The organism is Mesorhizobium sp. AR10, assembly GCF_024746795.1.
Taxonomy (GTDB): Bacteria; Pseudomonadota; Alphaproteobacteria; order Rhizobiales; family Rhizobiaceae; genus Mesorhizobium.
On the sequence record NZ_CP080523.1, the window covers coordinates 106,055 to 129,935 of the forward strand.

20 protein-coding genes and 4 pseudogenes are annotated in these 23,881 nt (G+C 59.9%); 12 read left to right on the forward strand and 12 right to left on the reverse strand.

Features of this window, described 5'->3' with window-relative positions; translation table 11 throughout:
- Positions 1-61 precede the first annotated feature (61 nt).
- A complete protein-coding gene (locus LHFGNBLO_RS00495) occupies positions 62-229 on the forward strand; it encodes a hypothetical protein (RefSeq protein ID WP_258600227.1) in 168 nt (55 codons plus the stop codon).
- 60 nt (positions 230-289) lie between these two features.
- Here LHFGNBLO_RS00495 and LHFGNBLO_RS00500 read toward each other — a convergent pair.
- Positions 290-925, reverse strand: a pseudogene (locus LHFGNBLO_RS00500) (glucoamylase family protein); the annotation flags it as partial.
- A 45-nt stretch (positions 926-970) separates the two neighbouring features.
- On the opposite strand from LHFGNBLO_RS00500, the gene LHFGNBLO_RS00505 reads away from it, so the two are divergent.
- A protein-coding gene (locus LHFGNBLO_RS00505) for an IS630 family transposase (protein WP_258600130.1) occupies positions 971-1,914 on the forward strand; the annotation gives its coding sequence in 2 pieces (ribosomal slippage) (positions 971-1,307 and positions 1,307-1,914; 945 coding nt in all).
- Positions 1,915-2,048: 134 nt separating this feature from the next.
- On the opposite strand, the gene LHFGNBLO_RS00510 is transcribed toward LHFGNBLO_RS00505, so the two are convergent.
- A complete protein-coding gene (locus LHFGNBLO_RS00510; protein ID WP_258600228.1) occupies positions 2,049-2,285 on the reverse strand; it encodes a hypothetical protein in 237 nt (78 codons plus the stop codon).
- A gap of 83 nt (positions 2,286-2,368) precedes the next feature.
- Here LHFGNBLO_RS00510 and LHFGNBLO_RS00515 point away from each other — a divergent pair, with 83 nt between their 5' ends.
- Positions 2,369-2,599, forward strand: coding sequence for a hypothetical protein (locus tag LHFGNBLO_RS00515; RefSeq protein ID WP_258600230.1), 231 nt, complete (start codon positions 2,369-2,371; stop codon positions 2,597-2,599).
- 114 nt (positions 2,600-2,713) lie between these two features.
- On the opposite strand, the gene LHFGNBLO_RS00520 is transcribed toward LHFGNBLO_RS00515, so the two are convergent.
- Positions 2,714-3,433, reverse strand: coding sequence for a hypothetical protein (locus tag LHFGNBLO_RS00520; RefSeq protein WP_258600232.1), 720 nt, complete (start codon positions 3,431-3,433; stop codon positions 2,714-2,716).
- 30 nt (positions 3,434-3,463) lie between these two features.
- Here LHFGNBLO_RS00520 and LHFGNBLO_RS00525 point away from each other — a divergent pair.
- From LHFGNBLO_RS00525 to LHFGNBLO_RS00535, 3 genes and pseudogenes are all read left to right on the forward strand, one after another.
- Positions 3,464-4,220: pseudogene (locus tag LHFGNBLO_RS00525) on the forward strand (ImuA family protein).
- A pseudogene (locus LHFGNBLO_RS00530) lies at positions 4,135-5,658 on the forward strand (Y-family DNA polymerase). Before LHFGNBLO_RS00525 ends, LHFGNBLO_RS00530 begins: the two co-directional pseudogenes overlap by 86 nt.
- Entirely contained in the window at positions 5,655-8,915 is a 3,261-nt protein-coding gene (locus LHFGNBLO_RS00535; protein ID WP_258600234.1) for an error-prone DNA polymerase, read from the forward strand. The pseudogene LHFGNBLO_RS00530 and the gene LHFGNBLO_RS00535 overlap by 4 nt, the downstream one beginning before the upstream one ends.
- Positions 8,916-9,206: 291 nt before the next feature.
- On the opposite strand, the gene LHFGNBLO_RS00540 is transcribed toward LHFGNBLO_RS00535, so the two are convergent.
- The 7 genes from LHFGNBLO_RS00540 to LHFGNBLO_RS00570 all read right to left on the reverse strand — a co-directional run bounded on the left by LHFGNBLO_RS00540 (position 9,207) and on the right by LHFGNBLO_RS00570 (position 14,113).
- Positions 9,207-10,388, reverse strand: coding sequence for a patatin-like phospholipase family protein (locus LHFGNBLO_RS00540; RefSeq protein WP_258600235.1), 1,182 nt, complete (start codon positions 10,386-10,388; stop codon positions 9,207-9,209).
- Between the two features lie 9 nt (positions 10,389-10,397).
- Complete coding sequence (locus LHFGNBLO_RS00545; RefSeq protein ID WP_258600237.1) at positions 10,398-11,255, reverse strand: ComEC/Rec2 family competence protein; 858 nt, start codon at positions 11,253-11,255, stop codon at positions 10,398-10,400.
- Positions 11,252-12,169, reverse strand: a complete 918-nt coding sequence (locus tag LHFGNBLO_RS00550) for a hypothetical protein (protein ID WP_258600239.1) — start codon at positions 12,167-12,169, stop codon at positions 11,252-11,254. The genes LHFGNBLO_RS00545 and LHFGNBLO_RS00550 overlap by 4 nt, the downstream gene beginning before the upstream one ends.
- Positions 12,162-12,944 carry a ThiF family adenylyltransferase gene (locus LHFGNBLO_RS00555; RefSeq protein ID WP_258600240.1) on the reverse strand — a complete coding sequence of 261 codons (783 nt, stop codon included), beginning with the start codon at positions 12,942-12,944 and terminating at the stop codon, positions 12,162-12,164. The genes LHFGNBLO_RS00550 and LHFGNBLO_RS00555 overlap by 8 nt, the downstream gene beginning before the upstream one ends.
- Before the next feature lie 66 nt (positions 12,945-13,010).
- A complete protein-coding gene (locus LHFGNBLO_RS00560) occupies positions 13,011-13,541 on the reverse strand; it encodes a type II toxin-antitoxin system Phd/YefM family antitoxin (protein ID WP_258600242.1) in 531 nt (176 codons plus the stop codon).
- A gap of 9 nt (positions 13,542-13,550) precedes the next feature.
- Positions 13,551-13,937, reverse strand: a complete 387-nt coding sequence (locus tag LHFGNBLO_RS00565; RefSeq protein ID WP_258600243.1) for a ubiquitin-conjugating enzyme E2 — start codon at positions 13,935-13,937, stop codon at positions 13,551-13,553.
- Positions 13,938-13,939: 2 nt separating this feature from the next.
- Positions 13,940-14,113: a hypothetical protein gene (locus LHFGNBLO_RS00570; protein WP_258600245.1), complete on the reverse strand. Its 174-nt coding sequence runs from the start codon at positions 14,111-14,113 to the stop codon at positions 13,940-13,942.
- A 224-nt stretch (positions 14,114-14,337) separates the two neighbouring features.
- On the opposite strand from LHFGNBLO_RS00570, the gene LHFGNBLO_RS00575 reads away from it, so the two are divergent.
- Positions 14,338-15,300, forward strand: a complete 963-nt coding sequence (locus tag LHFGNBLO_RS00575; protein WP_258600247.1) for a hypothetical protein — start codon at positions 14,338-14,340, stop codon at positions 15,298-15,300.
- Positions 15,301-15,452: 152 nt separating this feature from the next.
- Here LHFGNBLO_RS00575 and LHFGNBLO_RS00580 read toward each other — a convergent pair whose 3' ends face one another.
- Together LHFGNBLO_RS00580 and LHFGNBLO_RS00585 are read right to left on the reverse strand one after the other, a co-directional pair.
- On the reverse strand, positions 15,453-16,619 hold the full coding sequence (locus LHFGNBLO_RS00580) for an IS30 family transposase (RefSeq protein WP_258600248.1): 1,167 nt from the start codon (positions 16,617-16,619) through the stop codon (positions 15,453-15,455).
- Positions 16,620-16,960: 341 nt separating this feature from the next.
- Positions 16,961-17,538: pseudogene (locus tag LHFGNBLO_RS00585) on the reverse strand (LLM class flavin-dependent oxidoreductase); the annotation flags it as partial.
- A gap of 243 nt (positions 17,539-17,781) precedes the next feature.
- Between LHFGNBLO_RS00585 and LHFGNBLO_RS00590 the strand changes: the two are divergent.
- From LHFGNBLO_RS00590 to LHFGNBLO_RS00610, 5 genes are all read left to right on the forward strand, one after another.
- Positions 17,782-19,017: an NAD(P)/FAD-dependent oxidoreductase gene (locus tag LHFGNBLO_RS00590; protein ID WP_258600250.1), complete on the forward strand. Its 1,236-nt coding sequence runs from the start codon at positions 17,782-17,784 to the stop codon at positions 19,015-19,017.
- A gap of 187 nt (positions 19,018-19,204) precedes the next feature.
- Positions 19,205-20,305 (forward strand): ABC transporter ATP-binding protein, encoded by a 1,101-nt coding sequence (locus tag LHFGNBLO_RS00595; protein ID WP_258600251.1) that lies wholly within the window; start codon positions 19,205-19,207, stop codon positions 20,303-20,305.
- A gap of 87 nt (positions 20,306-20,392) precedes the next feature.
- Entirely contained in the window at positions 20,393-21,451 is a 1,059-nt protein-coding gene (locus tag LHFGNBLO_RS00600; protein WP_258600253.1) for an ABC transporter substrate-binding protein, read from the forward strand.
- Between the two features lie 83 nt (positions 21,452-21,534).
- Positions 21,535-22,785 (forward strand): ABC transporter permease, encoded by a 1,251-nt coding sequence (locus tag LHFGNBLO_RS00605; protein WP_258600254.1) that lies wholly within the window; start codon positions 21,535-21,537, stop codon positions 22,783-22,785.
- 4 nt (positions 22,786-22,789) lie between these two features.
- Complete coding sequence (locus tag LHFGNBLO_RS00610) at positions 22,790-23,614, forward strand: ABC transporter permease (RefSeq protein ID WP_258600255.1); 825 nt, start codon at positions 22,790-22,792, stop codon at positions 23,612-23,614.
- Positions 23,615-23,881 lie beyond the last annotated feature (267 nt).

A 23,881-nucleotide genomic window follows, 5' to 3' on the forward strand; every position in this document is an offset into this window, starting at 1 on the left:
CTCGGGTAAAAGTGTTGCCTAACCTTGTATCGTGGCTTCGCCCTCTTGAGGGAAAACATAGATGGTTGACGGTGAAAATCTCGGATACGTCGCGGCAGGCCTCGTAGCTGCCGCCCTGATCGTCTCAGAGTTTGCCGATCGAAAGATCGCGACCTTCGCCCACAAGAATGCGGCCATGCAAAACTCTGTGGCTTCTCCGGTTAGCACTCCCGAACAGGTTAAGGCTTAATCTGCTAGGTTAATCTGCACGCTGCGTCGCCCTCTCGTTCGAACGAAACGAAGTCGCCTCCTAATCGCGGCTGAGATGCGGGCTGGCAAAACCGAGCCTTGCGAGACCACGGCGAACTTCCGGGGCGCCCATGAACAGATCCCACAGCAATCCAGTTCGATGGTTCTCGATCATCGCGACGACCGGTCCCTGGTTGATGGCCAGATAAGTCCGGGAATACCAGTCTCGGTTTTCGCAAAACGCGTCCACAAGGCCGAAACGTCCCCAGATGCGGCGTCGTGGCTTGCTCAGAAAACCTCGCAACGCACGCATTGCTTCTACCGGAGCATAGGGAAAGCTGGACAGTGCCGCACTCGGAGTTATGACACCCAAATCCTTGTCCGGGGCATGCGCGGCGTAGCCGCGTGGTCCGTGGCTCGAGGTCAAACCCCAGCAGTCGGGACCATAGCCGAGGTGATCGTGCGGATTGACGACGCAGTGCCGATGATTGATCTGCGTTTGGCAAATGTTCTGGTCCCAATAGTCGGCATAGCGATCGATGAGACCGCGCGGATCGAGCCCGCAGAAGGAGTAATGGGTGAAAAAGAGCGGACCGCCGAAGTTCATGCCGAGGGGCAGCGAGATCCCGTGATACTCGCGGCCATTGCGAAAACTAGAGCACATCCGGGGATCGATGAATCGATTGTGATGTGACGAGGGCGTTGGCGGTGTGATTCAACATCCACTTTCATGAGGTGGATGATGGGAAGAGCATTGAGCGAAGATCTTCGGTCTCGGGTTCTGCAGGCCTCGGACGCCGGCATGTCGGCCCGGCGGGCTGCGGCGCGGTTCGGGGTTGGTATATCGAGTGCGATCCGTTGGATCGCTCGGGCAAAGATCGGCGAACTGGGGCCGAGGCGACAAGGCCGCCGACGCGGGTCCAGCCTCGATACGCATGAAGCCTTCCTCGTCGGGCTGATCGATGAACGCAAGGACATCACGCTTAATGAGATGGTGGAACGGCTGGCGGTCGAACGATCGGCTCGGATCAGTCGCAGTGCCTTAAGCGCCTGGCTTGGCCAGCACGGCTGGACGTTCAAAAAAAGTCCGCACATGCACTGGAGCAGGATCGTCCCGACATCCTGAAGCGTCGTCGCGCGTGGTTCGACGGCCAACTCGATCTCGATCCGGCAAAGCTGGTGTTCATCGATGAAACTGGATTATCGACCAAGATGGCCCGGCTGCGGGGCCGTGCGCCATGCGGTGAGCGCTGCCGGGCAGGCGTGCCGCACGGCCATTGGAAAACCACCACTTTCACCGGCGCACTGCGGCTGACGGGCATGACCGCCCCATTCGTCTACGACGGCGCCATGAACGGCAACGTGTTCCTGGCCTATGTCGAGCAGGTGCTGGTCCCGACCCTGTCGGAGGGCGACATCGTCGTGATGGACAACCTGCCCGCCCACAAGGCGGCCGGCGTTCGGGACGCGATCGAGACCGCCGGCGCAAGGCTCATGTTCCTGCCGCCCTATAGCCCCGACTTTAATCCCATCGAGAATGCCTTCTCAAAACTCAAGGCACTCCTACGCGCCAAGGCCGAGAGAACCATCACCGCTCTGTGGGATGCGGTCGGCTCACTCCTTGATCAGTTCACGCCAGCCGAATGCGCCAACTACTTCCAGGCCGCCGGATATGACCCAAATTAAACAGGACGTGCTCCAGGCCCTGCTGCAAAGCCTTCGTGATAGATGTCAGGATCGATGGCATGAGACGATGATCCAGTCGCCAGGACGAAACTGAGCAGGCATTCGTTCCAACCTTCGATCGGGCTGTTCATCCCCTAGCCATGGTTTGGACTCCAGTGCCAATAGAGTTGCTTACCTCCGCGCGTGAACCACTCCCACTCTGCCGTTAGCAGCAGCGTGTTGATGCGATCATGCAGGCGGCGTTCCTCGGATGTGCTGCCCGCAAAATATTCGCGTGCGCAAATGAGTCCCTGGAAGAGGAATGTCGTCTCGATCAGATCGGCGCCGTCGTCTTTCCGCCGGAAGCGGACGGTCTGGCCGGTGCGGCCCATTTACGAAATGCGGAAACATTCCATGATACCGCGGCACGCGCTCCAGGAAATCGAACATCCCATGCAGCCGCCCTAAAGCCGCGGTGCTGTCGATCCCACCCTCGATTGACCGCAACGATGATGGCCATGATCCCAAAACCCGATCCGCCAATTGCGACGAGATCGTTGTCGGGATTGCTCGTCGTCTTCTGGCGGTCACGGGCAAGCCAGCTGACCGGATGCGCGCCCTCCCAGAAATAGCGCGCTGTTTGGCGCTGCACGATGTCCAGCAGCGCTTCTTCGTCGAGTTCGGAAAGGTCGCGTGTGGTGAGTGAATCAAGCATTGCCCGCTGAGCGTTAGCCGACTGCCTCCACAAGTCCACGTGCAGTCGCCTTCGACCGTGGTGAGTGCCACCCTGTCCATAGACGTCTTGCGAACTACGACAATTTCATGCGGCGAACAGGTTGAACTGGCGATTGTCCGGCGTGCCGTGTGCCCACCAGGCGCGCAGACGCGTATATTCCTCCTCGAAACGCTCACGATCGAAGAACCAGATGCGCATCAGCGGATAGATACGCTCGTCGTATAGCCTCTGCTGATCATTGGTCAGGCGCTCGAAATCCCAATCATCGAGCAGAAACGCGACCTCATCCTCCGGACGGCCGTCGTTGAAGTAGCCTTCCTCGCACATCTCCTCGAGAATGCCGGAATTGGCGGTCTGGAAAAGCCATTCGCTGCGCTCTTCCTCCGAGGTGAATCTGAAACGCTGCGGTTCACGAACGAGCTCCAGTTCAGCGGAGTCTGGGATTTTGTCGGCGGCCCAACCGGCACAGCAGGCCTGCACTGCCGCCTGGTCGGCCTCGTCCCAGATGGTGCAGATGGCGAGTTCGTCCTCGGGCCCCTTGCCGGCGAAGCCGCGAATGTCCCAGCCCTCGACGACAAAACCGCCGTCGCTGCCTGGTCTGCTGTGACGCTGGCCTTGTCGAACACGTCCTGGGCGGCGAGCAGGCCGCGCACGATCTCTTCCGGCTGCGCCCCTTCGACGCGGATGGTGATGGTCATCACCTGCCTCCATTGCTGACCGGGAACATCGAAGCCCTCTCCTTCCGCAAGGGCACGACATCATCCCAATTGACTCTTGGTCGAGACGAGAACAAACATAGAACATATCACAGGCTTTCCGCGTTTCAAGGGACAGATGAGTGTATCGGCGCCCCCTGCTGCCATTTCCGAGCTTCGAGAACGCATTGCGCGTCTCGAAGGCGGAAACGCGCGCGCCCGCACCGTTTTGCCGTTCGGGGTGGCCTCGATCGACAAGGTTCTGCCGGGAGGAGGATTGGCTTTGGGCGGCTTGCATGAGGTCGCGGGCGGTGGAAATGGCGCCGTCGATGGGGCGGCCGCCGCACTCTTCGCCGCTGGAATTGCCGCCCGTACGACTGGTAAGGTGCTGTGGTGCGTTACCCGACCTGACCTCTTTGCGCCGGCGATCGAACAGGCAGGTCTTCCTCCGGGAAGGGTGATCTACGTCGAGGCCGGCGACGAAAAGTCCGTTCTTGCCTGTTTTGAAGAAGGCCTTCGCGGCGGTTTTGGTTCTGTCGTTGCCGAGATTGCCAGGCTTTCAATGACGGCGTCGCGGCGGCTTCAGCTCGCCGCCGAAAGCTCCGGCGCCATCGGCATCGCCATTCGCCGCTGGCGCCGCCAGACAGAGGCGACGGATTTTGGCCAACCCACAGCCGCCGAGACGCGCTGGCGAGTGTCGGTCCTGCCGTCCGCCGTTGCCCGTCCAGGGGGTGGGGCGCGCACGCTGGCAGCTTGAATTGATCCGATGTCGTGCAGGAGAAAGCGCGGATTTCACAGTGGAGGCATGCGATGCCAAGGGTCGTATCGCTCTTCCTTCCGTTGTGGTCGACAGACCGCTTCAGAAGGAAATTGGGCGACGCCGCGCCTCCGCCTGAGACGCCGCTCGTTCTTATCGGCCGTGATGGTCGTCGCCGTGTTGTGCGCGCTGCCGACGCGGCAGCGCGCACCGCCGGCTTGCGTATCGGCATACCGGCGAGCAAGGCGCAGGCTCTCGTTCCTGGCCTCGCGATTCAGGATGCCGAGCCTGACGCAGATGCGATGGCCCTCGAGCGATTGGCGCTGTGGGCGCTTCGCCGCTATGCGCCGGTGGTCGCTGCCGATCCGCCGGACGGCCTCGTCATCGATACCACCGGAGCCGATCATCTGCATGGGGGCGAGATGGCAATGCTGGCCGAAATGGTGGAGCGGCTCGGCGGCTCTGGTCTGATCGCACGCGCCGCAGTCGCCGACACCTGGGGAGCGGCCCATGCGCTCGCCCGCTTCGTTGCACATCGGATCCTTATTGTTCCACCGGGCGAGGTCGCTCAGGCGATCCTGCCTTTGCCGATCGCCGCCCTTCGCCTTCCAGCCACGACCATTGATAGCCTGCGAAGGCTCGGCTTCGAGACCGTCGCAGATATTGCCGGCGCGCCGCGGGCTTCTCTCGCTCTACGCTTCGGGCCGGAACCCGGCCGCCGCCTCGACCAGGCGTTCGGGCGAGCGAGCGAACCGATCGAGCCGATCCGGCCAGAGGAGATCGTCGAGGTCCGTCGCAATTTTGGGGAGCCAATTGGTGCTGCCGAGACCATCGCGCGCTATACGGGAAAGCTGGTGACCGCGCTCTGCGCCGAACTTGAGATGCGCGGGCTTGGCGCACGCCGGCTCGACCTCCTGTTCTTCCGCGTCGACAATCGCGTCGAGGCGATCCGTGTCGGCACGGCAATGCCAGTTCGCGACACGAAGCGCCTGACCCGGCTTCTCACCGACAAGATCGAGACGATCGATCCGGGATTTGGGATCGAGCAGATGCGCCTAGCCGCAACCGCGGCCGAGCCGCTGCGAGCGAAACAGACGATCTCTTCGCTTGCCGAGGCGCCGGAGCCTGATGTCTCGGACGTGATCGACATCCTCGCCAACCGTGTCGGCGAGGACCGCCTCTATCGCTTCGCCCCGGTGGAGAGCGACGTTCCGGAGCGGTCGGTTCGACGGATTGCGCCGATGGCGCCGGACACCGGCGAGGGTTGGCCAGGCCATTGGCCGCGCCCGTCGCGGCTGCTGCCACAACCCGAGCCGATCGAGACGGTGGCGCTTCTCCCCGATCATCCGCCCGTGACCTTCACCTGGCGCGGCGTGCGCCGGCGGGTGAAGCGGGCGGACGGGCCGGAGCGTGTGTTCGGGGAATGGTGGTAGTGCGATGCCGAGCTCGCGGCGGTGAGGGACTATTTCCAGGTCGAGGACGAGAACGGCGAGCGCTACTGGGTCTACCGCGCTGGCGACGGCGAGGATGCCGCGACCGGATCGCACAAATGGTTCATGCACGGGATCTTCGGATGACTGCCGGAGGCCGATATGCCGAGCTGCAGGTCACCTCGCATTTCTCGTTCCTGCGTGGAGCATCATCCTGCGAGGAGCTGTTTGCGCAGGCGGCACTGCTCGGCATCGATGCGCTCGCCGTCGTCGATCGCAATTCGCTTGCCGGCATTGTGCGCGCCCACGAAGCGGCAAAGGCGACAGGTGTGCGGCTGATCGTCGGCTGTCGCCTCGATCTCGCCGACGGCATGTCGATCCTGGCCTATCCGACGGACCGGCCCGCCTATTCGCGTCTCTGCCGCCTGCTGTCGCTCGGCAAGGGTAGGGCGGGCAAAGCAAAATGCCATCTCGAATGGGATGACGTCGTCGTCTATGGGGACGGACTGATCGCGGTCCTGGTGCCGGATCAGGCCGATGATGTCTGCGGCTTGCGTCTACGACGCCTGCGCGAGGCTTTCGGTGATCGCGCCTATCTTGCGCTCAGTTTGCGCAGACGTCCGAACGACCAGCTGCGGCTTTATGAGCTGGCAAACCTTGCGGCATCGATGCGCGTTCCAACCGTCGTCACCAACGACGTGCTATTCCACGAGCCGGCCCGCCGCATGATGCAGGATGTCGTCACCTGCATTCGCCACAACGTCACCATCGATGATGCCGGCTTCCGGCGCGAACGTCATGCCGATCGCTATCTCAAGTCGGGGGACGAGATGGCCCGGCTGTTCAGCCGTTATCCCGAGGCCTTGGCGCGCACGATCGAGATCGCCGATTGCTGCCGTTTTTCAATGGCCGAGCTCGCCTATCAATACCCTGAGGAAAAGACGATGCCGGGCCTTACGGCCCAGCAGGCGCTCGAAAAGCTGACCTGGGAGGGTGCCGCCCGCCGTTACCCTGAAGGCTTGCCCGACAAGGTGATCGGCATTTTGAAACACGAGCTGCGGCTGATCGAGACGCTCGAATACGCACCGTACTTCCTTACGGTCAACTCCATCGTTCGTTTCGCTCGTAGCCAGGACATCCTTTGCCAGGGCCGCGGCTCGGCCGCCAATTCGGCCGTCTGCTATGTGCTCGGCATCACCTCGATCGATCCCGAACGCAACAACCTTCTGTTTGAGAGGTTCGTCAGCCAGGAACGGCGCGAACCGCCTGACATCGATGTCGACTTCGAGCACGAGCGGCGCGAGATCGTGATGCAGTGGGTCTACGAGACCTACGGGCGCGACCACGCAGCACTCTGCTCGACTGTCATCCGCTACAGGACGAAAGGCGCCGTTCGTGATGTTGGCAAGGCACTCGGCCTGCCCGAAGACATGACGAAGCTTCTGTCGTCGCAGATCTGGTGCCATGGTGAGGCGGTCGATGAGCAGCGTGCCAGAGAGCTCAACCTCAATCTCGGCGATCGGCGCCTGCGCCTGACCCTCGAACTCGCAGCGCAACTTGCCGGCACGCCGCGCCATCTCTCGCAACATCCGGGCGGCTTTGTCCTGACGCACGATCGGCTCGACGATCTCGTGCCGATCGAACCGGCGGCGATGAAGGATCGCCAGGTCGTGGAATGGGACAAGGACGATATCGACGCTTTGAAGTTTATGAAGGTCGACGTGTTGGCGCTCGGAATGCTGACGGCGATGAAGCGGTCATTCGATCTCCTGTCCGAGCACAAGGGCGTCACACTCGACCTGGCGACGATCCCAGCCGAGGATCCGCATACCTACGCGATGATCAGAAAGGCTGACACGCTCGGCACCTTCCAGATCGAATCCCGCGCGCAGATGTCGATGCTGCCGCGCATGAAGCCCCGGACATTCTACGACCTGGTCATCGAGGTGGCGATCGTCCGTCCGGGGCCGATCCAGGGCGACATGGTCCATCCCTATCTTCGTCGGCGCGACGGCAAGGAAGCGGTGACGTTTCCGACACCGGAACTCGAGCGCGTGCTGGGCAAGACGCTCGGCGTGCCTTTGTTTCAGGAACAGGCAATGCAGGTCTCCATGGTCTGCGCCGGCTTTTCCGCCGGCGAGGCCGACCAGCTGCGACGCGCCATGGCCACCTTTAAACATACTGGCGGCGTCTCGAAATTCCGCGACAAGCTGGTCAACGGCATGATCGCCAATGGCTACACCCCGGAATTTGCCGAAAAGACGTTTTCGCAATTGGAGGGCTTCGGCAGCTACGGCTTCCCCGAAAGCCACGCCGCCTCTTTCGCCCTGATCGCTTACGCTTCGTCCTGGATGAAATGCTGGCATCCGGATGTGTTTTGCGCAGCACTGCTCAATTCGCAGCCGATGGGCTTCTATCTGCCGGCGCAGATCGTGCGAGACGCGCGCGATCATGATGTCGAGGTGCGCCCGGTCTGCGTCAATGTCAGCCGCTGGGATTGCACGCTCGAGCCGACCGATGTCGAGGACCGCTTTGCTGTCCGGCTCGGTCTGCGCATGGTGAAGGGTCTCGCCAATGACGATGCGGCCGCGATCATCACAGCGCGGGCCGATGAGCCCTTCCTCTCGGTCGATGATCTCTGGCGCCGCGCCGGCGTGCGGGCGGCGTCACTCGTCCAGCTCGCCGAAGCCGACGCTTTTTTGCCGGACCTGAAACTTGCCCGCCGCAATGCGCTCTGGGCGATCAAGGCGCTTCGCGATGAACCGTTGTCCCTGTTTGCAGCCGCCACGTCCCGCGAACAGCAGACCGTGCCGGAGATCCATGAGCCTGCCATAGTCCTGAGGCCGATGACGGCGGGCCGCGAGGTCGTCGAGGATTACGGCCATGTCGGTCTGACTTTGCGCAATCATCCGGTCTCGTTCCTGCGAGCTGACCTCCACCGGCGCCGCATCGTGACCTGTCAGGAAGCCATGCAGGCGCGGGACAAACGATGGCTCGAGGCCGCCGGCCTGGTACTGGTCCGGCAACGGCCAGGCTCGGCTAAAGGCGTCATGTTCCTCACCATGGAGGACGAGACCGGCGCCGCCAACGTCGTCGTCTGGGTCAAGGTGTTCGAGAAATTCCGGCGCGTGCTTCTATCCTCCGCCATGCTCGGCGTGCGCGGCCGCATTCAGCGGGAAGGGGAGGTGGTGCATCTCGTCGCCCACGAGCTGACCGATCTGTCGGCTGAGCTGGCGAGCGTGGGAAATCGCGACACACCGTTTCCCCTGCCTCATGGCCGCGGTGACGAAGCCTATCACGGCGCGCCGGGCATCGATCCGCGGAGCCTGCCGAAAGGTCGCAACATCGTCGACCCCTACGATCATATCGACCGCATCAAGGTGAAGACGCGGGATTTCAGGTAACGACGGTTACGAAAATTCGCTCGCCCGCGGCCGAATTCACGTCGATCACCCAAATGCGTATTCTGCGTGCCGGTGTTCGGATGACCGCTACGCGCCTTCATTCACGCCGTTCAACGACTATCTGAGGCTTCCTAAAAGCGGACGTAGGCGGATAACCACCTTAAACGACCAGCGTGGTGCGGGCACGTCCGGCGTGCAAGCGCCATGCTTGTCCTGTGACTGCGAAAGCTCTTCAAGAGCATTCTTAAGACGGCGAAGGCCCACACAGAAGGTCGTCCAATGTCGGCCCTGTTATGATGCTCCGGCAACGTGTGGAATGTGCGCCCGCGCCAAGCAGAGGGTCAACTGCTCGCCGCGCAGGCTCAACCGGTCAATCCACTCGGTGGTCATGGCGCTGAAATTCGTAGGATAGGTATGCACCTCTTCCCGGCGCACCAGGTCCGCGGGCGGGTTGGGCACTTCGCGATCCTGTTGGCCGAGATAGGGCAGAATAAAGGTCTTGATTTGCCGTGATCGCTTAGCTTCATGCAGGCGATGCATCGCTGCATTCTGCGCACGGTCGAATAGTGCGCCGAACACACTGAACATGCGCGCGAAAAAAAATTGGGAGGGAGGATCACGGCGCAGACCATACCCAGCCGAACAACAAACAATCGTGTCGACTGGAATCACGTTCAGGCTGACATCAGCTGAGCGGTCTGGCCAAAGGCACCCCAACCCGAGATTGTCATAGACGCCTCCATCCGTAAGAACCACGCGGTCCGACCGAAGTTGGCCGTCCTTGTCGAAAATAAGTGTCTCGTCAAAGGCCGGTAAAAAGAGCGGATAGGCAGCAGAAGCGGCGACTGCGTGCGCAATGGAAACATCGTTGCGATGGAGCCTACCCCATCTCCAAGAACCCGACTCCTTTGTGCCAAATCGAAAGGCGGAGCCCGTCCGCAATTCCGTCGCATTGATAACGAGATGCGGGCTTGTCGGCAGGCTGCCGAGCGAGGCGCTCTTGAACAAAACGTCGTCCAGCGCTGCCTCCAGCAAGGTCGTCCGGTTTGCAAAGCGATGTAATGGCGATCGTATTTCGAATCGTTCGAAGCAGTCAGACAGAGCCCCCGGAACGATCCACCTTGCGATCCTCATCACCATCCTAAGTATCGCGGTACAGATCGCGATAGAGCCTATGAGCAAAGTGGAACAAAGGACCTTCAGGCCGAGCGGGCTGAAAAGCTTTTTCACCATCGGCTTGACCAGACCTTGCGCGAGGAGTTCGCGGATCTTGGTTTCAAACGATGGGAAATCTCCCTTATGCGCGTGAAAATACGCGCCGATGACGCTGCCGCCTGACACCGTCGAAAGGATGACGACGCGTTCGATTAGTCCGAGCCGGTGGAGCGCTCGAAGACAGCCGAGGTGGAACGCGATTGCGCGGGACCCCCCGCCAGACAGAGCCAAACCAATCTTGTTTTCGTCGCCCTGCATGCCGGGCCGTTATGCAGCTTGGTCGGCGTTGATGGACGTGATGAGTGTCGTCGTCAGGTCTGTAGCGCCCGGTTGGGTGAGAAGCGAAACGCCACCTTCCATGTTGGTTGAAAAGACATGCTTGGCAACGCTGGCGTAAACGCGAAGCGCCTGAGGGTGCGGATGGCCATACTGGCTGTCGACACCGGCGCTGATGAGCACGGTGTGCGGTGCGATGCGCACCAACGCCTTCGGGTGGGTGGCGTTCCTCGAGCCGTGATGGGGCGCTGCAAGGACATGCGATTTTAAGCTGTCGCCAAAGTATTCTTCAATGGTATCCCAACGCGGATTCTCCGTATCGCCGGTAATCAGGTATGAAAAGCCGCGGTGGCCGATGCCCGTCAATTTAAGGACAATGCTGCAATTGTTCGAGCAGTCCATGTCCTCGATGTGCGGGGAGAACAGCTCAAACTCGAACTTGCTTGAGAGGCCGAGCAACTTGCGGTTAGCCAGCTTGTCCAGCCGAACTGACACGGTGCGCAATGGATTGTTGGAGCCGGCTCTTGCGCGCACCTCGTCGTTGATAAGAGCGAACACACGTTTGGCCTCGGCGCTGTCCTTGTAATAGGTCGGGTACATCACCCAGTCCGGGCGATATTTGCGCAAGACGATCGACGTACCGACGATCTCCGTATGGTCGTTGTCAAATCCGGTAAGGATGAGCCCTTTCACGGAATGGCCTTTGAGTGAAAGCGCCAGCAGCTGTTTGACGTACGCTACGGTATCGTCATCTGCCGGCGGAACGCGCGCGTCGACAATGATGGCTTCGGCCTGATGACGGACGATTGCGAGTGCACCCTGGCCGACATTGGCAGTAATGATGTTCATGTCGAGCCCCTCTTGCCGCTGTAGATTGCCCGGTTGAGATCGCGCTCCAAGTCGAAGACCGCGTGTCGCGCGGAACGGAACAGTTTGGTTTTGTATTGCGCGACGACATCTTCCACGCCGGGCTGCTTGCAAGAAGCTGCGATCGAGTATGACGTTTCGCCGTCATCGCTGCTTTCGATCGCCACGACATCGGCCGACGAGCCGTCGACCAAGGTCAGCGCGCCCTTCCAGTAGGGAGCGCCCGCGCGCTGCGAAAAGAGGGCCCGCATGCCTGGATGGAATTCCGCGAAGAATTCCTGATCCTTTACTCGCTCCGGATTGGCGGCGCTTTGGTCGCCCATGGACGAGCGGCGATCCCGGGCCGCTCTTGTCTCAATCTTGGGAGGTTGCAGCACCGGCGTATCGACGATGCGCACGTTGCTCGGCGGCACTTCGTAGACGGTTTTTTCGTTCCGCAGAAAAATGAAATGCTTGATGTCGTACCGCAGGTTCTCGCCATGGTTCTTTTTCACGACCAGCAACGCGTAGAAGAAATCGGTATTGTGGTTCTCGTGATTGACAGTCCGGAAATAGGTTTGGTGATCACCACCGCTCAAGGTCGGGTAACCGTTGACGTGATGTGTATGCCAATTGCCTAAATGCTCGATATCGGGATGCCCAGCTTCGATGGCACGGAACAGCTTTTCTTGATGTTCTCCGTCCTGCATAAAATATGTGGGCGACCGCTCGGCTTTTGGCCCCGCCTCTAGGACGCCTTTGACCTGAATCTCAAGCCGCCCGCCCTCTTGCTGGTAAGTGCCAAGCAGCCGGCCGCCTGTCTCATCGACATCAAACTTGTCGCAATCATCGAAAATCGACTCGAGCGCACCATTCGCGATAGCGATCAAAAAGGCAGGTTTCTTGCGTCTAAACATGGGTGCTGCTCCTGGACGAGCACACCGCGCACCCCGCCTGCGCGTCGAGCGTGATCCGTTGAAGTTGAAAATGCTTGTTGAACGGGTGTACTGGCCGATTGCCCCACACGACGTAGTTTTCATCGATCGGCGTCAGGTACTTGGGTCGCTCGTTCAACTGCCGGGCGATGGCATCGAGGATGAAGCGGGTGTGGAACGCGCTGATAAAGGCGATATCGACGGCAAGTCCGGGAGAGTCTTTGATCTCCTCGATTTCCATCCCGTACACTTTCTCGCGCTCTTCCTCGGAAACCAGGTCGATTTCCTTGATGCCCTCTCTGAATTGCGTCCGCTCCAGGCGGCTTTCGAGGCAGGCCAGACACCCCCCAGCGGGCGGCCGAAAGGCAAAAACTTCACCACCGATTCCCCGGGTGAAGACACGGCCGACGACGAAAGGGACGGCGTTGCGAACACAGATTTCATTGATGGTATAGCGTGAGGGCTCGTTGTCTGTTGCGAGCACCACGGCGTGAGATTTTCGGACCTCGGCGTCGAGGTCCGGATAGCTCATGATGTCAGCGTCGATCTTGACGATGTTCGCGTTGGGATTGCGGTCGAGAAGGACGCTGGCAACAGCGTCCACTTTCTTTTGGCCGACAAAGCTCCGGCCGCAGATATGCCGGATCACGTTTTCAGAGCCCAGGGTGTCATTGTCGACCAGCGTGAAATTTTGCACGCCCGACATGACACAGTTGAAGCGCGACGTTTGCCCCACCCGATCCGCAGCCTGCGACAAGGACTCGAACATCCTTGAACAGGCTGATGTCGAAAAGGTTCTCAATCCGCTCGAATGTGCGATCGCTCATAGGGCCTCGCTCGCTCCCGGCCAGTTGCCGGTTTTTCGCCACTTGGCGTAGTGTTTCAGCCAGCCACGCGCGAGATTGAGCGCATGGGCGGCGTCGTGTGTTTTTGAATTCCAGGCTGCGGTCGCGCCAAAAATTGACAGTGATCCGTCTGGCCAACGGTGCGGCGCATTGGGCGCGACTTGCTCGGCATAGAGCCGCGGTGCGGAATTCGGATATCCATGCGGCAGCACGACAGTGATGACGATATCTTCGTCGGCAGCCTTCTCGAGACAGCTGATCTCGAGTTCTTTGCTATCGTTGATGGTGAGTTTGTAGTTCGTATCGTTGCCGTCGAGCTTATTCAGATCCTTGGCAATTCGTTCGGGTGGGATGTCCGGGAGCAGAAAGGAAACCGGCACAAGACAGGCTTTGGGCTGCCCGTTTCGTTCAACGATGAAAACTTCGCCGTCTCTCGCCACGCGGTCCAAGACCTCGCCCGGCGAGCTGCGCAACTCCATCATTTTCAGTGTCTTAAAATCAACTTTCAAAATGAACCCCTAGTGTTTGATTTGCGCGCCGGGCCAGACACCCCCGTTGTTGAGCCAGACTTCGTATTTGTTCAGCCACTTCGCGGCGCGCGCGATCACGAAGGTCAGGTGATGCGCGCCGGGATTCCACATCGATGGGTGGAGATAGCAGATGTAACCGCCTTGATAGCGATGAGGGGCGGTGGTGATTGCCGGCGCGTCGACATATACGCGGGGCATTTCGTTCGGGTAGCTATCCGTAAATCGGATCGACAAAACGTACTGCTTACCATTGCTCGTCTGCAGAGCGGTGCGCGCGTAAACTGTGCCCTCGGCGGTTGGGCGAAGCTCGACCAATGCGAAGGTGCGCTGCGCTTCCGCGAACTCCCGGTGAATCCTGGCTATGTCCATCGGCATGCTTAGTACTCGCCTCCGAGGTTCTCGCGCATGGTGAGTGGCTTCTTCGTGCCAAGCTCTGCGGAGGTGGTTTGGCCTATCTGACGAATCTCGCCATTCGGCAGAATCTGAATCGGGACATCCTCTTCGCTATTCAGAAGGCGTTCGAGTTCATCAATCTTCGAATTGGTGGTCATGGAGGCGCCTCCAGCGCAGGTGTGCAATTGTTATAATTGCACGGTGTATTATATTCGGGGCGACGTCAATCAATTTTGACGTAAATTGGCGCCACCCCCGGGGGGAGGCCTGCTTTACCTGTGCGCAAGAACTGGTTTCAGGGCCGGTGTCTCGGCCTTCCGGCGTGTTCCGTTGCCGCCGCTGGTCTAAGATGCCGAATGGGAGCGACAGGGAGTCGCCAAGCATGCGAATCGTCTATCTCGACCAGAACAAGTGGATCGACCTGGCGCGGGCATTCAAAAAGCCCGACGACCATACCGAGTTTCACAAGTTGCTTCAGTCCGTGCGCACAGAGGTTGTTGCAGGGCGGTTGGTGCTGCCGCTCACGTCCACAAATCTCTATGAAACTTACAAAGTAGCGGATACGGAACGCCGCCGCGATCTGGCCTTTGTGCAGGCTGTCTTGAGCAAGGGGTTGGTGTTTCGAGGACGCCAAAAACGGCTCGAGGTGGAGGTGGGCCGTGTCGTCGCCGATCACCTCAAACTGCCAATGCCCGATACACAGGACGACTGGTTCCTGTCCAACGTATTTTTTGAGGCCACGGCAGAATGGGAAGATGAACGGCTTGGCCTCAGCATTCCGGAGAAGGTCGTCGCGTTCATCCGCTCCAACCCGGTCAAATGTCTCTATGATCATTTGGTGGAGGCGCCCGACGACCACCGATTGGTTGCGGTTCAGAACTTCTCACGCGGGACAGACCGCTTGCGCTCGACCATAGAAGAGCGCCGTGGTCGCAACGCGGGTGAAAGTCTTGCCATGCGCCGCCGAATCCAGGGCGCGCGGCTGCTCATCAACGATCTGGATCTTATCGTTGGTTTTGCCAACAAGATGGGAGCTGGCTGGCAATCCACCGCAGATATAGGCAAGGAACTGGCCCACCGGCTGGTTGACGATGTGCCGACCTATCACATCGAGCGGGAGATCGCCTTGCGCATAGAGGCGCAATCCCGGCCGCTTGAAGAAAACGACTTCCGCGACATGGCGTCGTTCTGCGCTGTCGTCGCCTATGCCGACATGGTAACCGGAGAGAACCAGTTCGTGAATTTGGCCCGGCAAGCCAAGCTAGGAAAGAAGTACGAAACGCGCCTCGAGACGAGCGTCCTGGCGCTGCGGGAGCTTCTGGAAACGGACGCGATTCCCCAGTGATCCGCATCGATACGGCAAGCGGCAGCGAAAACGAGAATCGGCTATTTTCGCTTTATGCTCCAACCTCGATTAGATCCGGGTTCCCTCGAAAGCGGACCGAACGCCGACGGCCCCCAGGCTACGGTCAGCAATGCGCCGGTGAGTTCAACTGGTCACCGCAACACCTTTTGTAGGCTATCGGCCGGTGTTTCGAAGTCCAGGGTTTTTCTAGGCCGTTGATTGAGGCGCAGGGCAACGGCGTTGAGTTGGGCCTGCGAGACACGGGAGAGGTTGGTTCCTCTCGGGAAGTATTGCCTGAGCAGACCGTTGGTATTTTCGTTGCTGCCGCGCTGCCAGGGACTGCGCGGATCGCAGAAGTAGACCCGTACATCGGTTGCAACGGTGAAGCTCTGGTGACGAGCCATCTCTTTTCCCTGGTCCCACGTTAGCGAGCGCCGCAACTCTTTGGGCAGTTTGCCGATCTGTTGGGCCAAGGCTGCCACGACGGTCGCGGAGTCTCTTTTCTTCAACTTCACGAGCATCGTGAAGCGGCTGTGTCGCTCGACGAGGGTAGCGATGTGCGTGTCGTTCGCGCCGGTGAGCAGATCACCCTCCCAGTGACCTGGGACGGCGCGATCCTCAGCCTCGGCGGGGCGCTCGCGGATGGAGACCATATCCAGGATTTGCCCTTGTCCAGTCTGGGTTTGTGCGCCCTTGGCAAGGCGCATCTGCCGCCTGGTGCGCAAATGGGCTGTCAGCTCCTTCTTGAGCACACCGCGCGACTGGATAAAGAGACTGCGATAGATCGCTTCATGAGATATCCGCATGTTTGGATCGTCCGCATACTGTCGCCTCAGCCAGCCTGCTATCTGCTCCGGCGACCATTGCAGCGCGAGCTTTTGCGCCACCCGCCATCGTAGCCGTCCATTGCAGGCCAAGCGACACTGCTTGGGGCGCAGCGCTCGCTCCCACGCATGCTTGTCGGCTCGGATCGAGCGGTAGGCTTGCGCACCACCATTGCGCAAGACCTCGCGACATACTGTCGATGGGGATCGCCCGAGACTTCGTGCAATAGCGCGTATCGCAAGACCCGCCGCGATCCCCCGAGATATCTCTTCGCGCTCCGCCAGCCTGAGAGCCGAGGCCGCTCTACGCCTTGCTGACGGAGCAATGCCGCCGTGAAAGGATACAATCCGCTGAACGCCGGACTTGTTCCTGCGATCCAGTGCCCGAGAGATCGACGAAATGCTCTGACCTTGCTTCCAGCGCTCCCATAGTTCGGCCTTCTGCGCTGAAGTAAACCAGATCCGTGACGTCATCATCCCACACCTCCTCATCATCCCAGATTAAAGGTGTTGCGACGAACGATTGAACCCACCGGCGCATTGCAGCCATTCAGGACACTTCTACAAGCTCTCCCAAGCGGACACCTGCTTGGCAACGGTTTTACATATTTCGGCGGGAAGCGCGAAAGTTGCTCGGCCGCTTTCGAATTCCTCTTGCGACGTTGGCTAGGCAAATTGCGACGGGCAGGAGATGGGTTGCATGTGGGCGTATTTCAGGCATTCTCACCTCCTTAGACCAGCCCGAAGAATCGCATGAAAGGCCATAGGTCACAAGGATATTGCGGTCTTTGGTTGATAAGGGCCGCGTACGATTCTGCACAGCTCTTGTTCTGACCCCGGAAAAGTCCGCGCCTGCGCAAGATCGGCACCACCTCCTCGGCGAATATATCGAACCCGCCCTGCAGGTAGGGCGGCATGATATTGAAACCGTCCGCGGCACCGTTGTCGAACCATTCCTGGATGTTGTCGGCAATCTGTTCAAGCGTCCCCGCCTGGACCCAATGCCCGCGCGCCCCGGCGAGGCGGTGGAGCAACTGGCGGATGGTTGGATTCTCGCGCTCGATGATGTCGAGTACAACGTGGAAGCCGCTGCTCGCACCGCGCTCACCCTCGACACGGATGAGCTCGCGCGGAAATGGTCCGTCCAGGTCGTAGCTGGAAAGGTCGGCGTCGACGATGCGGCGTAGCTGATCGAGAGAATATTCCGGCTGCGTCAGCTCGTTGACTCGTCATGCAGTGCGCGGGCTTCCACCTCGGTTGAACCGATGAAGGGGCTGATGCCGGGCAAGACCTTGACGTTGTCAGGATTGCGGCCAACCGACTTCACGCGCGCTTTGATGTCAGCATAAAATTCCTGCGCGTTGCCTAGTATCTGATGTGCTGTAAATATCGCCTCGGCATAGCGGCTTGCGAATTACCGTCCGTGATCACCTACGGCGAATTGGGGGCCGGCTTCTCGGTGCCGTCGGGATTTTTGAAACAAAAATACCATTGAGCCATGCTAGAATTTGTGTCCGTAATAGGTCAATAGGATTGAATTCGGGCGGCATTGAACTATGTCAATCCTCTTAACGGGGGAACGGATCGTGATCGCCCTGTCGCTCTGTATTCATTGTCATGCTGACCATAAGAAACAGATCTACGAGGAGATATCCCCATGGTTGAACAACGGACCGTCGCCGTCATTGGCGGGGGCGTAATCGGCGCGAGTTGCGCGCTCATGCTGGCGCATGAAGGACACCGTGTCACCGTGATCGAGGAGGGTCGTATCGGCCATGGCTGCTCTTGGGGTAATGGCGCCCAATACAATGCGGGATCGTCTTTCCCCATGGCTCATCCCGGTGTCATGTGGCGTGCGCTACGCTGGCTCGCCGACACCAACGGTCCGGTGCGCCTCGCGCCACGTGAGATGCCTCGCACCCTCCCATGGCTCGTCCGCTTCCTGCTAACCGGCCGCCGGGACGCCTGGGAGGCGGCCTATGTGGCGTTGCATGCTCTCCATGCCCCCTGTGCAGAGCTTTATCGTGACATGCTCGGCGAGATTGAGTGGAAACGGGTGTTCAGGCCGAACGGCGCCCTGCATGTCTCGCGCGATGTTTCACCTGGCGCACTCGACGGGCTTGTGGACAGGTTGCGGGCAGCGCATGGCGTCGCATTCGAGAGGCTCAATGCCGAGGAGCTCAGCGAATTAGAGCCGGGCTTGTCCCGTGACTACCGACGCGGGATTTTTTTTTCTGGCGGCGGGCATGTGACCTCACCGCTAGCGCTAGTGGAGGGTCTAATGGGGCGGGCCGCCGCATTGGGCGTTGCTATTCGCACGGCACGGGTGTTGGCTTTCGAGCCCGGCATCGACGGGGTGACGCTGCAGACAAACACGGGGCCTCACCGCTGCGACGTCGTGGTCATTGCAGCAGGCATCGCCAGCCGGGACCTGGGCCGCTCCCTCGGAATTTCCCTGTCTTTGGCCAGCGAGCGGGGCTATCACGTCACTATGCCCGGCATTACCAGCGTCATCAGCCGCCCTGTGACCGACGCAGAATCGGCCTTTGTCGCCACGCCTCTGGAGGAAGGGCTGCGCATCGTGGGCATCGCGGAGTTCGATGCACCCGGTGCGCCGCGCGATCCGAAGCAGAGCAACAAGCTGGTGGCGTGCGCCCGCGCAATGTTGCCAGACCTGCGAATAGGCGAGATGAGCCATTGGATGGGCGTAAGACCGTCGACGCCGGACAGCCTGCCGATCATCGGTCCCCATCCCGATCATGCCACCATCCTGTTTGCCACTGGCCATGGCCACATGGGAATCAGCGGCGCCCCCATGACAGCGGCGATCGTCTGCGATCTCGTCGCCGGTCGCACGCCCCGGCGCTCGTGCGCTCCTTACAGGGTGCGTTAGGGCAATAGGCGCAGGTGCAAATTTTATCTTGCGCCGCGCTTTGAGAATGATATAGTGCATTCAACAAAATGACATAATCCAATGGGAACGGAAGACACTTCAAATGGATCTTCGACAAGGTCTTGAGAGGCCGCAAGGTGGTGATTGTCTACTGGCCGACGGTGCCCCAGTAGCGACACAAGGATCAGTGAAGCAGACCGGCGCGAACGATGCCTTTGTAAAGTTTTCCGGCATTCAGAAAACCTACGACGGGGAAACGCTGGTCGTCAAAAATCTCAACTTGGATATCGCCCGGGGTGAGTTTTTGACCATGCTAGGCCCCTCCGGATCTGGCAAAACGACGACCCTCATGATGCTCGCCGGCTTCGAGGTACCCACCAGGGGACACATTTATCTGGAGGGGCGCTCGATCAGCGGCATGCCCCCGCATAAGCGCAACATTGGCATGGTGTTCCAAAACTACGCGCTTTTTCCGCATATGACCGTCGAGGAGAACCTGGCTTTCCCGCTCAAGGTCCGCAAGCTGGGTAAGTCTGAAATAGAAGCTCGGATTAAGGTTGCGCTCAACATGGTCCGGCTCAGTGTCCAAGGCAAGCGCCGCCCTGGTCAGCTTTCCGGCGGTCAACAGCAACGAGTGGCGCTCGCCCGCGCACTCGTCTTCGAGCCCAAGCTCGTGCTCATGGACGAGCCACTCGGCGCACTAGACAGACAGCTGCGCGAGGAGATGCAGCTCGAGATCAAGCACATCCACGAGGATCTCGGCATTACCGTAGTTTACGTGACTCATGATCAGAGCGAGGCGCTGACCATGTCGGACCGCATTGCCGTGTTCAACGACGGCATCATCCAACAGGTCGCCGCGCCGGCCGAACTGTACGAACGGCCACAAAATCGCTTCGTCGCCCAGTTCATCGGCGAAAACAACCAGCTTCATGGCAAAGTCGTCGCTTTACACGATACGACCTGCACCGTGGAAATTCCAGGGGCCGGCAACGTGCAGGCGCTGGCTGTCAGCGTCGACATGGTTGGTCGGCTGACAGTTTTGTCGTTGCGACCCGAACGGGTCAAACTAAACCCCACACCCGGCTCGCTACCGAATGTCTTCAGCGCGCGGGTCACCGAGGTGATCTACCTAGGCGACCACGTTCGTGCCCGGATGTCGGTCTGTGGCCGTGACGATTTTGTGCTGAAGCTACCGAATTCGGACGGCGGCGCTCACGTTCAGCCCGGTGCGGCAATCACGGTCGGGTGGAGAACGGAGGATTGTCGGGCGCTGGACGCGTCGTGACATCCTGACGCCCGCCGACAGGGCTGAACCGAATCTTTTTGAGCGCCGCTCCCATTTTGGGAGGGCATAACACGGAGGAGTAATACAATGCGGAAACGTTTAATGATGGCCTGCGCCATAGGCGTGACAGGCTTAGCACTGAGCGCAGCGCTGCCGGCAAAGCTCGCTCAAGCGGCAGACCAGCTGACTGTCGTCTCCTGGGGCGGTGCGTTTCAGGAAGCCCAGCGCAAAGCCTTTTTCGAACCCTTCTCGAAGGCCAGCGGAATCAAAATCACCGATGACGAGTGGAGCGGCGACACGGCCAAGATCCGCGCCATGGTCGAGACCAATACCATAAGCTGGGACGCAGTCAGCATCGGGTCCGGCATAGGCCAACTGTGCTCCGTGGGCATGGTTGAGACGATCGATTGGAACAAGTTGGGCGTCGACCCGGCAAAGTTCAAAGGGAAGCACGATTGCGGGGTCCCGATTTCGGCGGCCGGCAACGTCATTGCGTACGACAAAGACAGGCTTCCTAATGGCCCAAAGACCATCGCCGACCTGTTCGACCTTAAAAAATTCCCCGGGAAACGTGGACTGAACAACAGCCCCCAACGCAATCTGGAATGGGCGCTGGTCGCTGACGGGGTGGCCATCGGTGACGTATACAAGGTTTTAAGCACGCCCGAGGGTGTAGATCGCGCGTTCAAGAAGCTCGACACGATCAAGAATGACGTCGTTTGGTGGTCGACCGGCGCCCAGCAGGTACAGCTGCTCGCTGACGGTCAGGTCATCATGACATCGGCCTGGAACGGCCGTATCCATGACGCAGTTAAGAACTCAGGCAAGAATTTCGAGATCATGTGGGACGCCCCACAGATCGGCTGGGACTACTGGGCGATCCCGAAAGGGACTCCGCGCCTGGAGGAGGCCTATAAATTCGTCGCTTTCGCCAGTTCACCTGAGGCGCAAGCTGAATTGACAAAACACATCGCCTACGCTCCCGGCAACGCGGACGCGATCGCGCTTGTCGATCCGGAGATCTTGCCGCACCTCCCGATTGCGAGCAGCGCGCATATCACCAACGCTTTCGAATACGACACCGCCTTCTGGGCTGAAAATGGTGAGCAACTGGATCAGCGCTTCACCGCATGGATTTCGCAGTAGACCAACACAACAACGGTCGGCGGGGAGTTTTTAATCTCCTCGCCGCCTAGCACAGAAGATCTGCGAGAGTGAGACAATAGTCGATGGCGACAACCGCAGTCCCAATCCTCGATAGTCCCGACGGGGTTCCGTTGCGAATTAAGCTGCAGCGGGTCGAGCGCCAGCGCAAGCTGAGGGCTTTCGCCCTCGTCCTGCCGCTTCTGCTGTTCATCCTCGTTGCCTTTGTCTTCCCGATCAGCCGGATGATGCTCAACGCGATCCATGACGACACATTGCTGGAGCTAATGCCGCGAACGACGGCAGCGCTAAGCACTTGGGACGGCAAGGACCCGCCCGACGAGCGTGTTTATGCCGCTCTCGCCGGAGACCTCAAGCAGGCGTGGGCGCAGAAGACTGCGGGCAAGATCGGCGAGCGCATGAACTATGAGTTGCCAGGCGTCGCCAGCCAGGTCATGTCGAGCGCTCGAAAGGTGAGTGCGCTTTCGGCCGGCCCGTACCAAGCTGCAATCATCGAGATCAATCCACTCTGGGGCCGGCACGACGTCTGGAGCCTACTGAAACGCGGAAGGTCGGCCTTTACGGCCTTTTACCTGCTGCGATCAGTCGATCTTCAGTATGGGGCCGACAGCCAAATCGTCGCCTCGCCGCAGGAGAACGCAATCTTTCGCGGCATCTTCCTGCGCACGATTGCTATCAGCATCGGCGTGACCGCCGCGACTCTCCTGCTGGGCTTCCCGCTCGCCTATCTCTTGGCGACATTACCGCCCCGGACCAGCAACTTGCTGATGATCATTGTCTTGCTGCCGTTCTGGACCTCGGTCCTGGTGCTAACCGCTGCCTGGGTCGTGCTCCTGCAGGATCACGGCGTCATCAATGATATGTTGATGGCGCTGCATGTCTTATCACAGCCTGCGGAACTAATCTTCAACAGGCTCGGCACCGTGGTGGCCATGACCCATATCCAGCTGCCGTTCACGCTGCTGCCAATCTACAGCGTGATGAAGACGATCTCGCCCAGCCACGTCCGCGCCGCTCGCTCGCTTGGCGCCGGCCCATTCTACGCCTTTTGGAAGGTTTATTTCCCCCAGACTCTCCCGGGGATCGGCTCCGGCTGTCTGCTGACCTTCATTCTGTGCTTGGGCTACTACATCACGCCAGCGCTCGTCGGGGGTCCGACCGACCGGATGGTCAGCAACTTCGTTGCTACATACACGAACGAGCAGCTCAATTGGGGCATGGCCTCAGCCCTTGGCGCGATTCTGCTCATCGCGACGCTGCTGCTTTACTTCGTTTTCAGCAAGCTGGTCGGTATCGACCGGATCAAGATGGGATAAGACGATGGCCGTTTCCCCATATGCCTCTCCGATGGAGAAGGGCTGGTACTATCTGCACCGCCTGATCGGCGGCGCCGCGCTGCTGTTTCTGATCGCACCAATCCTGGTGATCATCCCGCTCTCGTTCAATTCCGTTCCCTTCTTCACGTTTCCCATGCCTGGGCTGTCGCTTCGCTGGTATGAGGAGATCTTCATGACCGAACGATGGCAGGAGGGGCTACGCAACTCGATCTTCGTCGCCCTGTCGGTCACCCTGCTGGCCACCGTTCTCGGGACGCTTGCGGCGCTCGGGCTCAGCCGACCGAACTTTCCGTGGCGCACGGCGGTAATGAGCGTGCTGATTTCGCCCATCATCGTCCCGATTGTGATCACTGCCGTGGCTGCTTATTTTTTCTATGCCGATATCGGGCTGCTCAACACCTATGCCGGATTGATCCTGGCGCACACCACGATAGGCACACCGTTCGTCCTCATCACTGTGACCGCGACCCTGGTGGGTTTCGACCACTCCCTGACTCGCGCAGCCGCCGGGCTCGGGGCGCCGCCGATCACAGCCTTCTTCAAGGTCACTATGCCGCTCATACTTCCAGGGATGATCTCCGGCGCGCTCTTCGCATTCTTCACCTCATTCGGCGAGGTGGTGGTCGCCCTATTCGTAGCCGGCCCCGAGCAAAGGACCTTGCCGAAGGTTATTTTTTCCGGACTCCGTGAGCAGATCAGTCCTAGCATTACTGCTGCCGCCAGCGTTCTGGTTCTAGTCGCCATCATTGCGCTGACCACTGTGGAGTTGCTGAGGAGGCGTTCGGAGCGCCTGCGCGGCATCCGCTGATGGTTTCTGTCGTCTGAAACCCTTACGTCACCTCACATATTCGAAGGAGGGCAAGTGTTCCCGATAGGGTGCAGCTTAATGCCTCGCCACAGGCGACGGTGAAGAGTTTGAAGGGAGCTTGAGCGGGCGGGTGACCATTCCACGGAATGGCGCAAGCGACCGCGTCATTCGGTGCGTGGCGGATCAAACAAGCATGGAACAATACTAAGGGCGGGTGCAAGCTGACAAGGATGTTGAACTGGTCACACTTGTCGGAAACGTGGAAGA

Excerpts from the sequence above, each read along its gene's own strand:
- LHFGNBLO_RS00570 (WP_258600245.1), bottom strand. The coding sequence starts at position 14,113 with ATGACCACCAATTCGAAGATTGATGAACTCGAACGCCTTCTGAATAGC.
- LHFGNBLO_RS00565 (WP_258600243.1), bottom strand. The coding sequence starts at position 13,937 with ATGCCGATGGACATAGCCAGGATTCACCGGGAGTTCGCGGAAGCGCAG.
- LHFGNBLO_RS00540 (WP_258600235.1), bottom strand. The coding sequence starts at position 10,388 with ATGCAGGGCGACGAAAACAAGATTGGTTTGGCTCTGTCTGGCGGGGGG.
- LHFGNBLO_RS00495 (WP_258600227.1), top strand. The coding sequence starts at position 62 with ATGGTTGACGGTGAAAATCTCGGATACGTCGCGGCAGGCCTCGTAGCT.
- LHFGNBLO_RS00580 (WP_258600248.1), bottom strand. The coding sequence starts at position 16,619 with ATGATGAGGAGGTGTGGGATGATGACGTCACGGATCTGGTTTACTTCA.
- LHFGNBLO_RS00535 (WP_258600234.1), top strand. The coding sequence starts at position 5,655 with ATGACTGCCGGAGGCCGATATGCCGAGCTGCAGGTCACCTCGCATTTC.
- LHFGNBLO_RS00610 (WP_258600255.1), top strand. The coding sequence starts at position 22,790 with ATGGCCGTTTCCCCATATGCCTCTCCGATGGAGAAGGGCTGGTACTAT.
- LHFGNBLO_RS00575 (WP_258600247.1), top strand. The coding sequence starts at position 14,338 with ATGCGAATCGTCTATCTCGACCAGAACAAGTGGATCGACCTGGCGCGG.
- LHFGNBLO_RS00600 (WP_258600253.1), top strand. The coding sequence starts at position 20,393 with ATGCGGAAACGTTTAATGATGGCCTGCGCCATAGGCGTGACAGGCTTA.
- LHFGNBLO_RS00550 (WP_258600239.1), bottom strand. The coding sequence starts at position 12,169 with ATGTTTAGACGCAAGAAACCTGCCTTTTTGATCGCTATCGCGAATGGT.
- LHFGNBLO_RS00545 (WP_258600237.1), bottom strand. The coding sequence starts at position 11,255 with ATGAACATCATTACTGCCAATGTCGGCCAGGGTGCACTCGCAATCGTC.
- LHFGNBLO_RS00520 (WP_258600232.1), bottom strand. The coding sequence starts at position 3,433 with ATGTTCTATGTTTGTTCTCGTCTCGACCAAGAGTCAATTGGGATGATG.
- LHFGNBLO_RS00510 (WP_258600228.1), bottom strand. The coding sequence starts at position 2,285 with ATGGGCCGCACCGGCCAGACCGTCCGCTTCCGGCGGAAAGACGACGGC.
- LHFGNBLO_RS00590 (WP_258600250.1), top strand. The coding sequence starts at position 17,782 with ATGGTTGAACAACGGACCGTCGCCGTCATTGGCGGGGGCGTAATCGGC.
- LHFGNBLO_RS00605 (WP_258600254.1), top strand. The coding sequence starts at position 21,535 with ATGGCGACAACCGCAGTCCCAATCCTCGATAGTCCCGACGGGGTTCCG.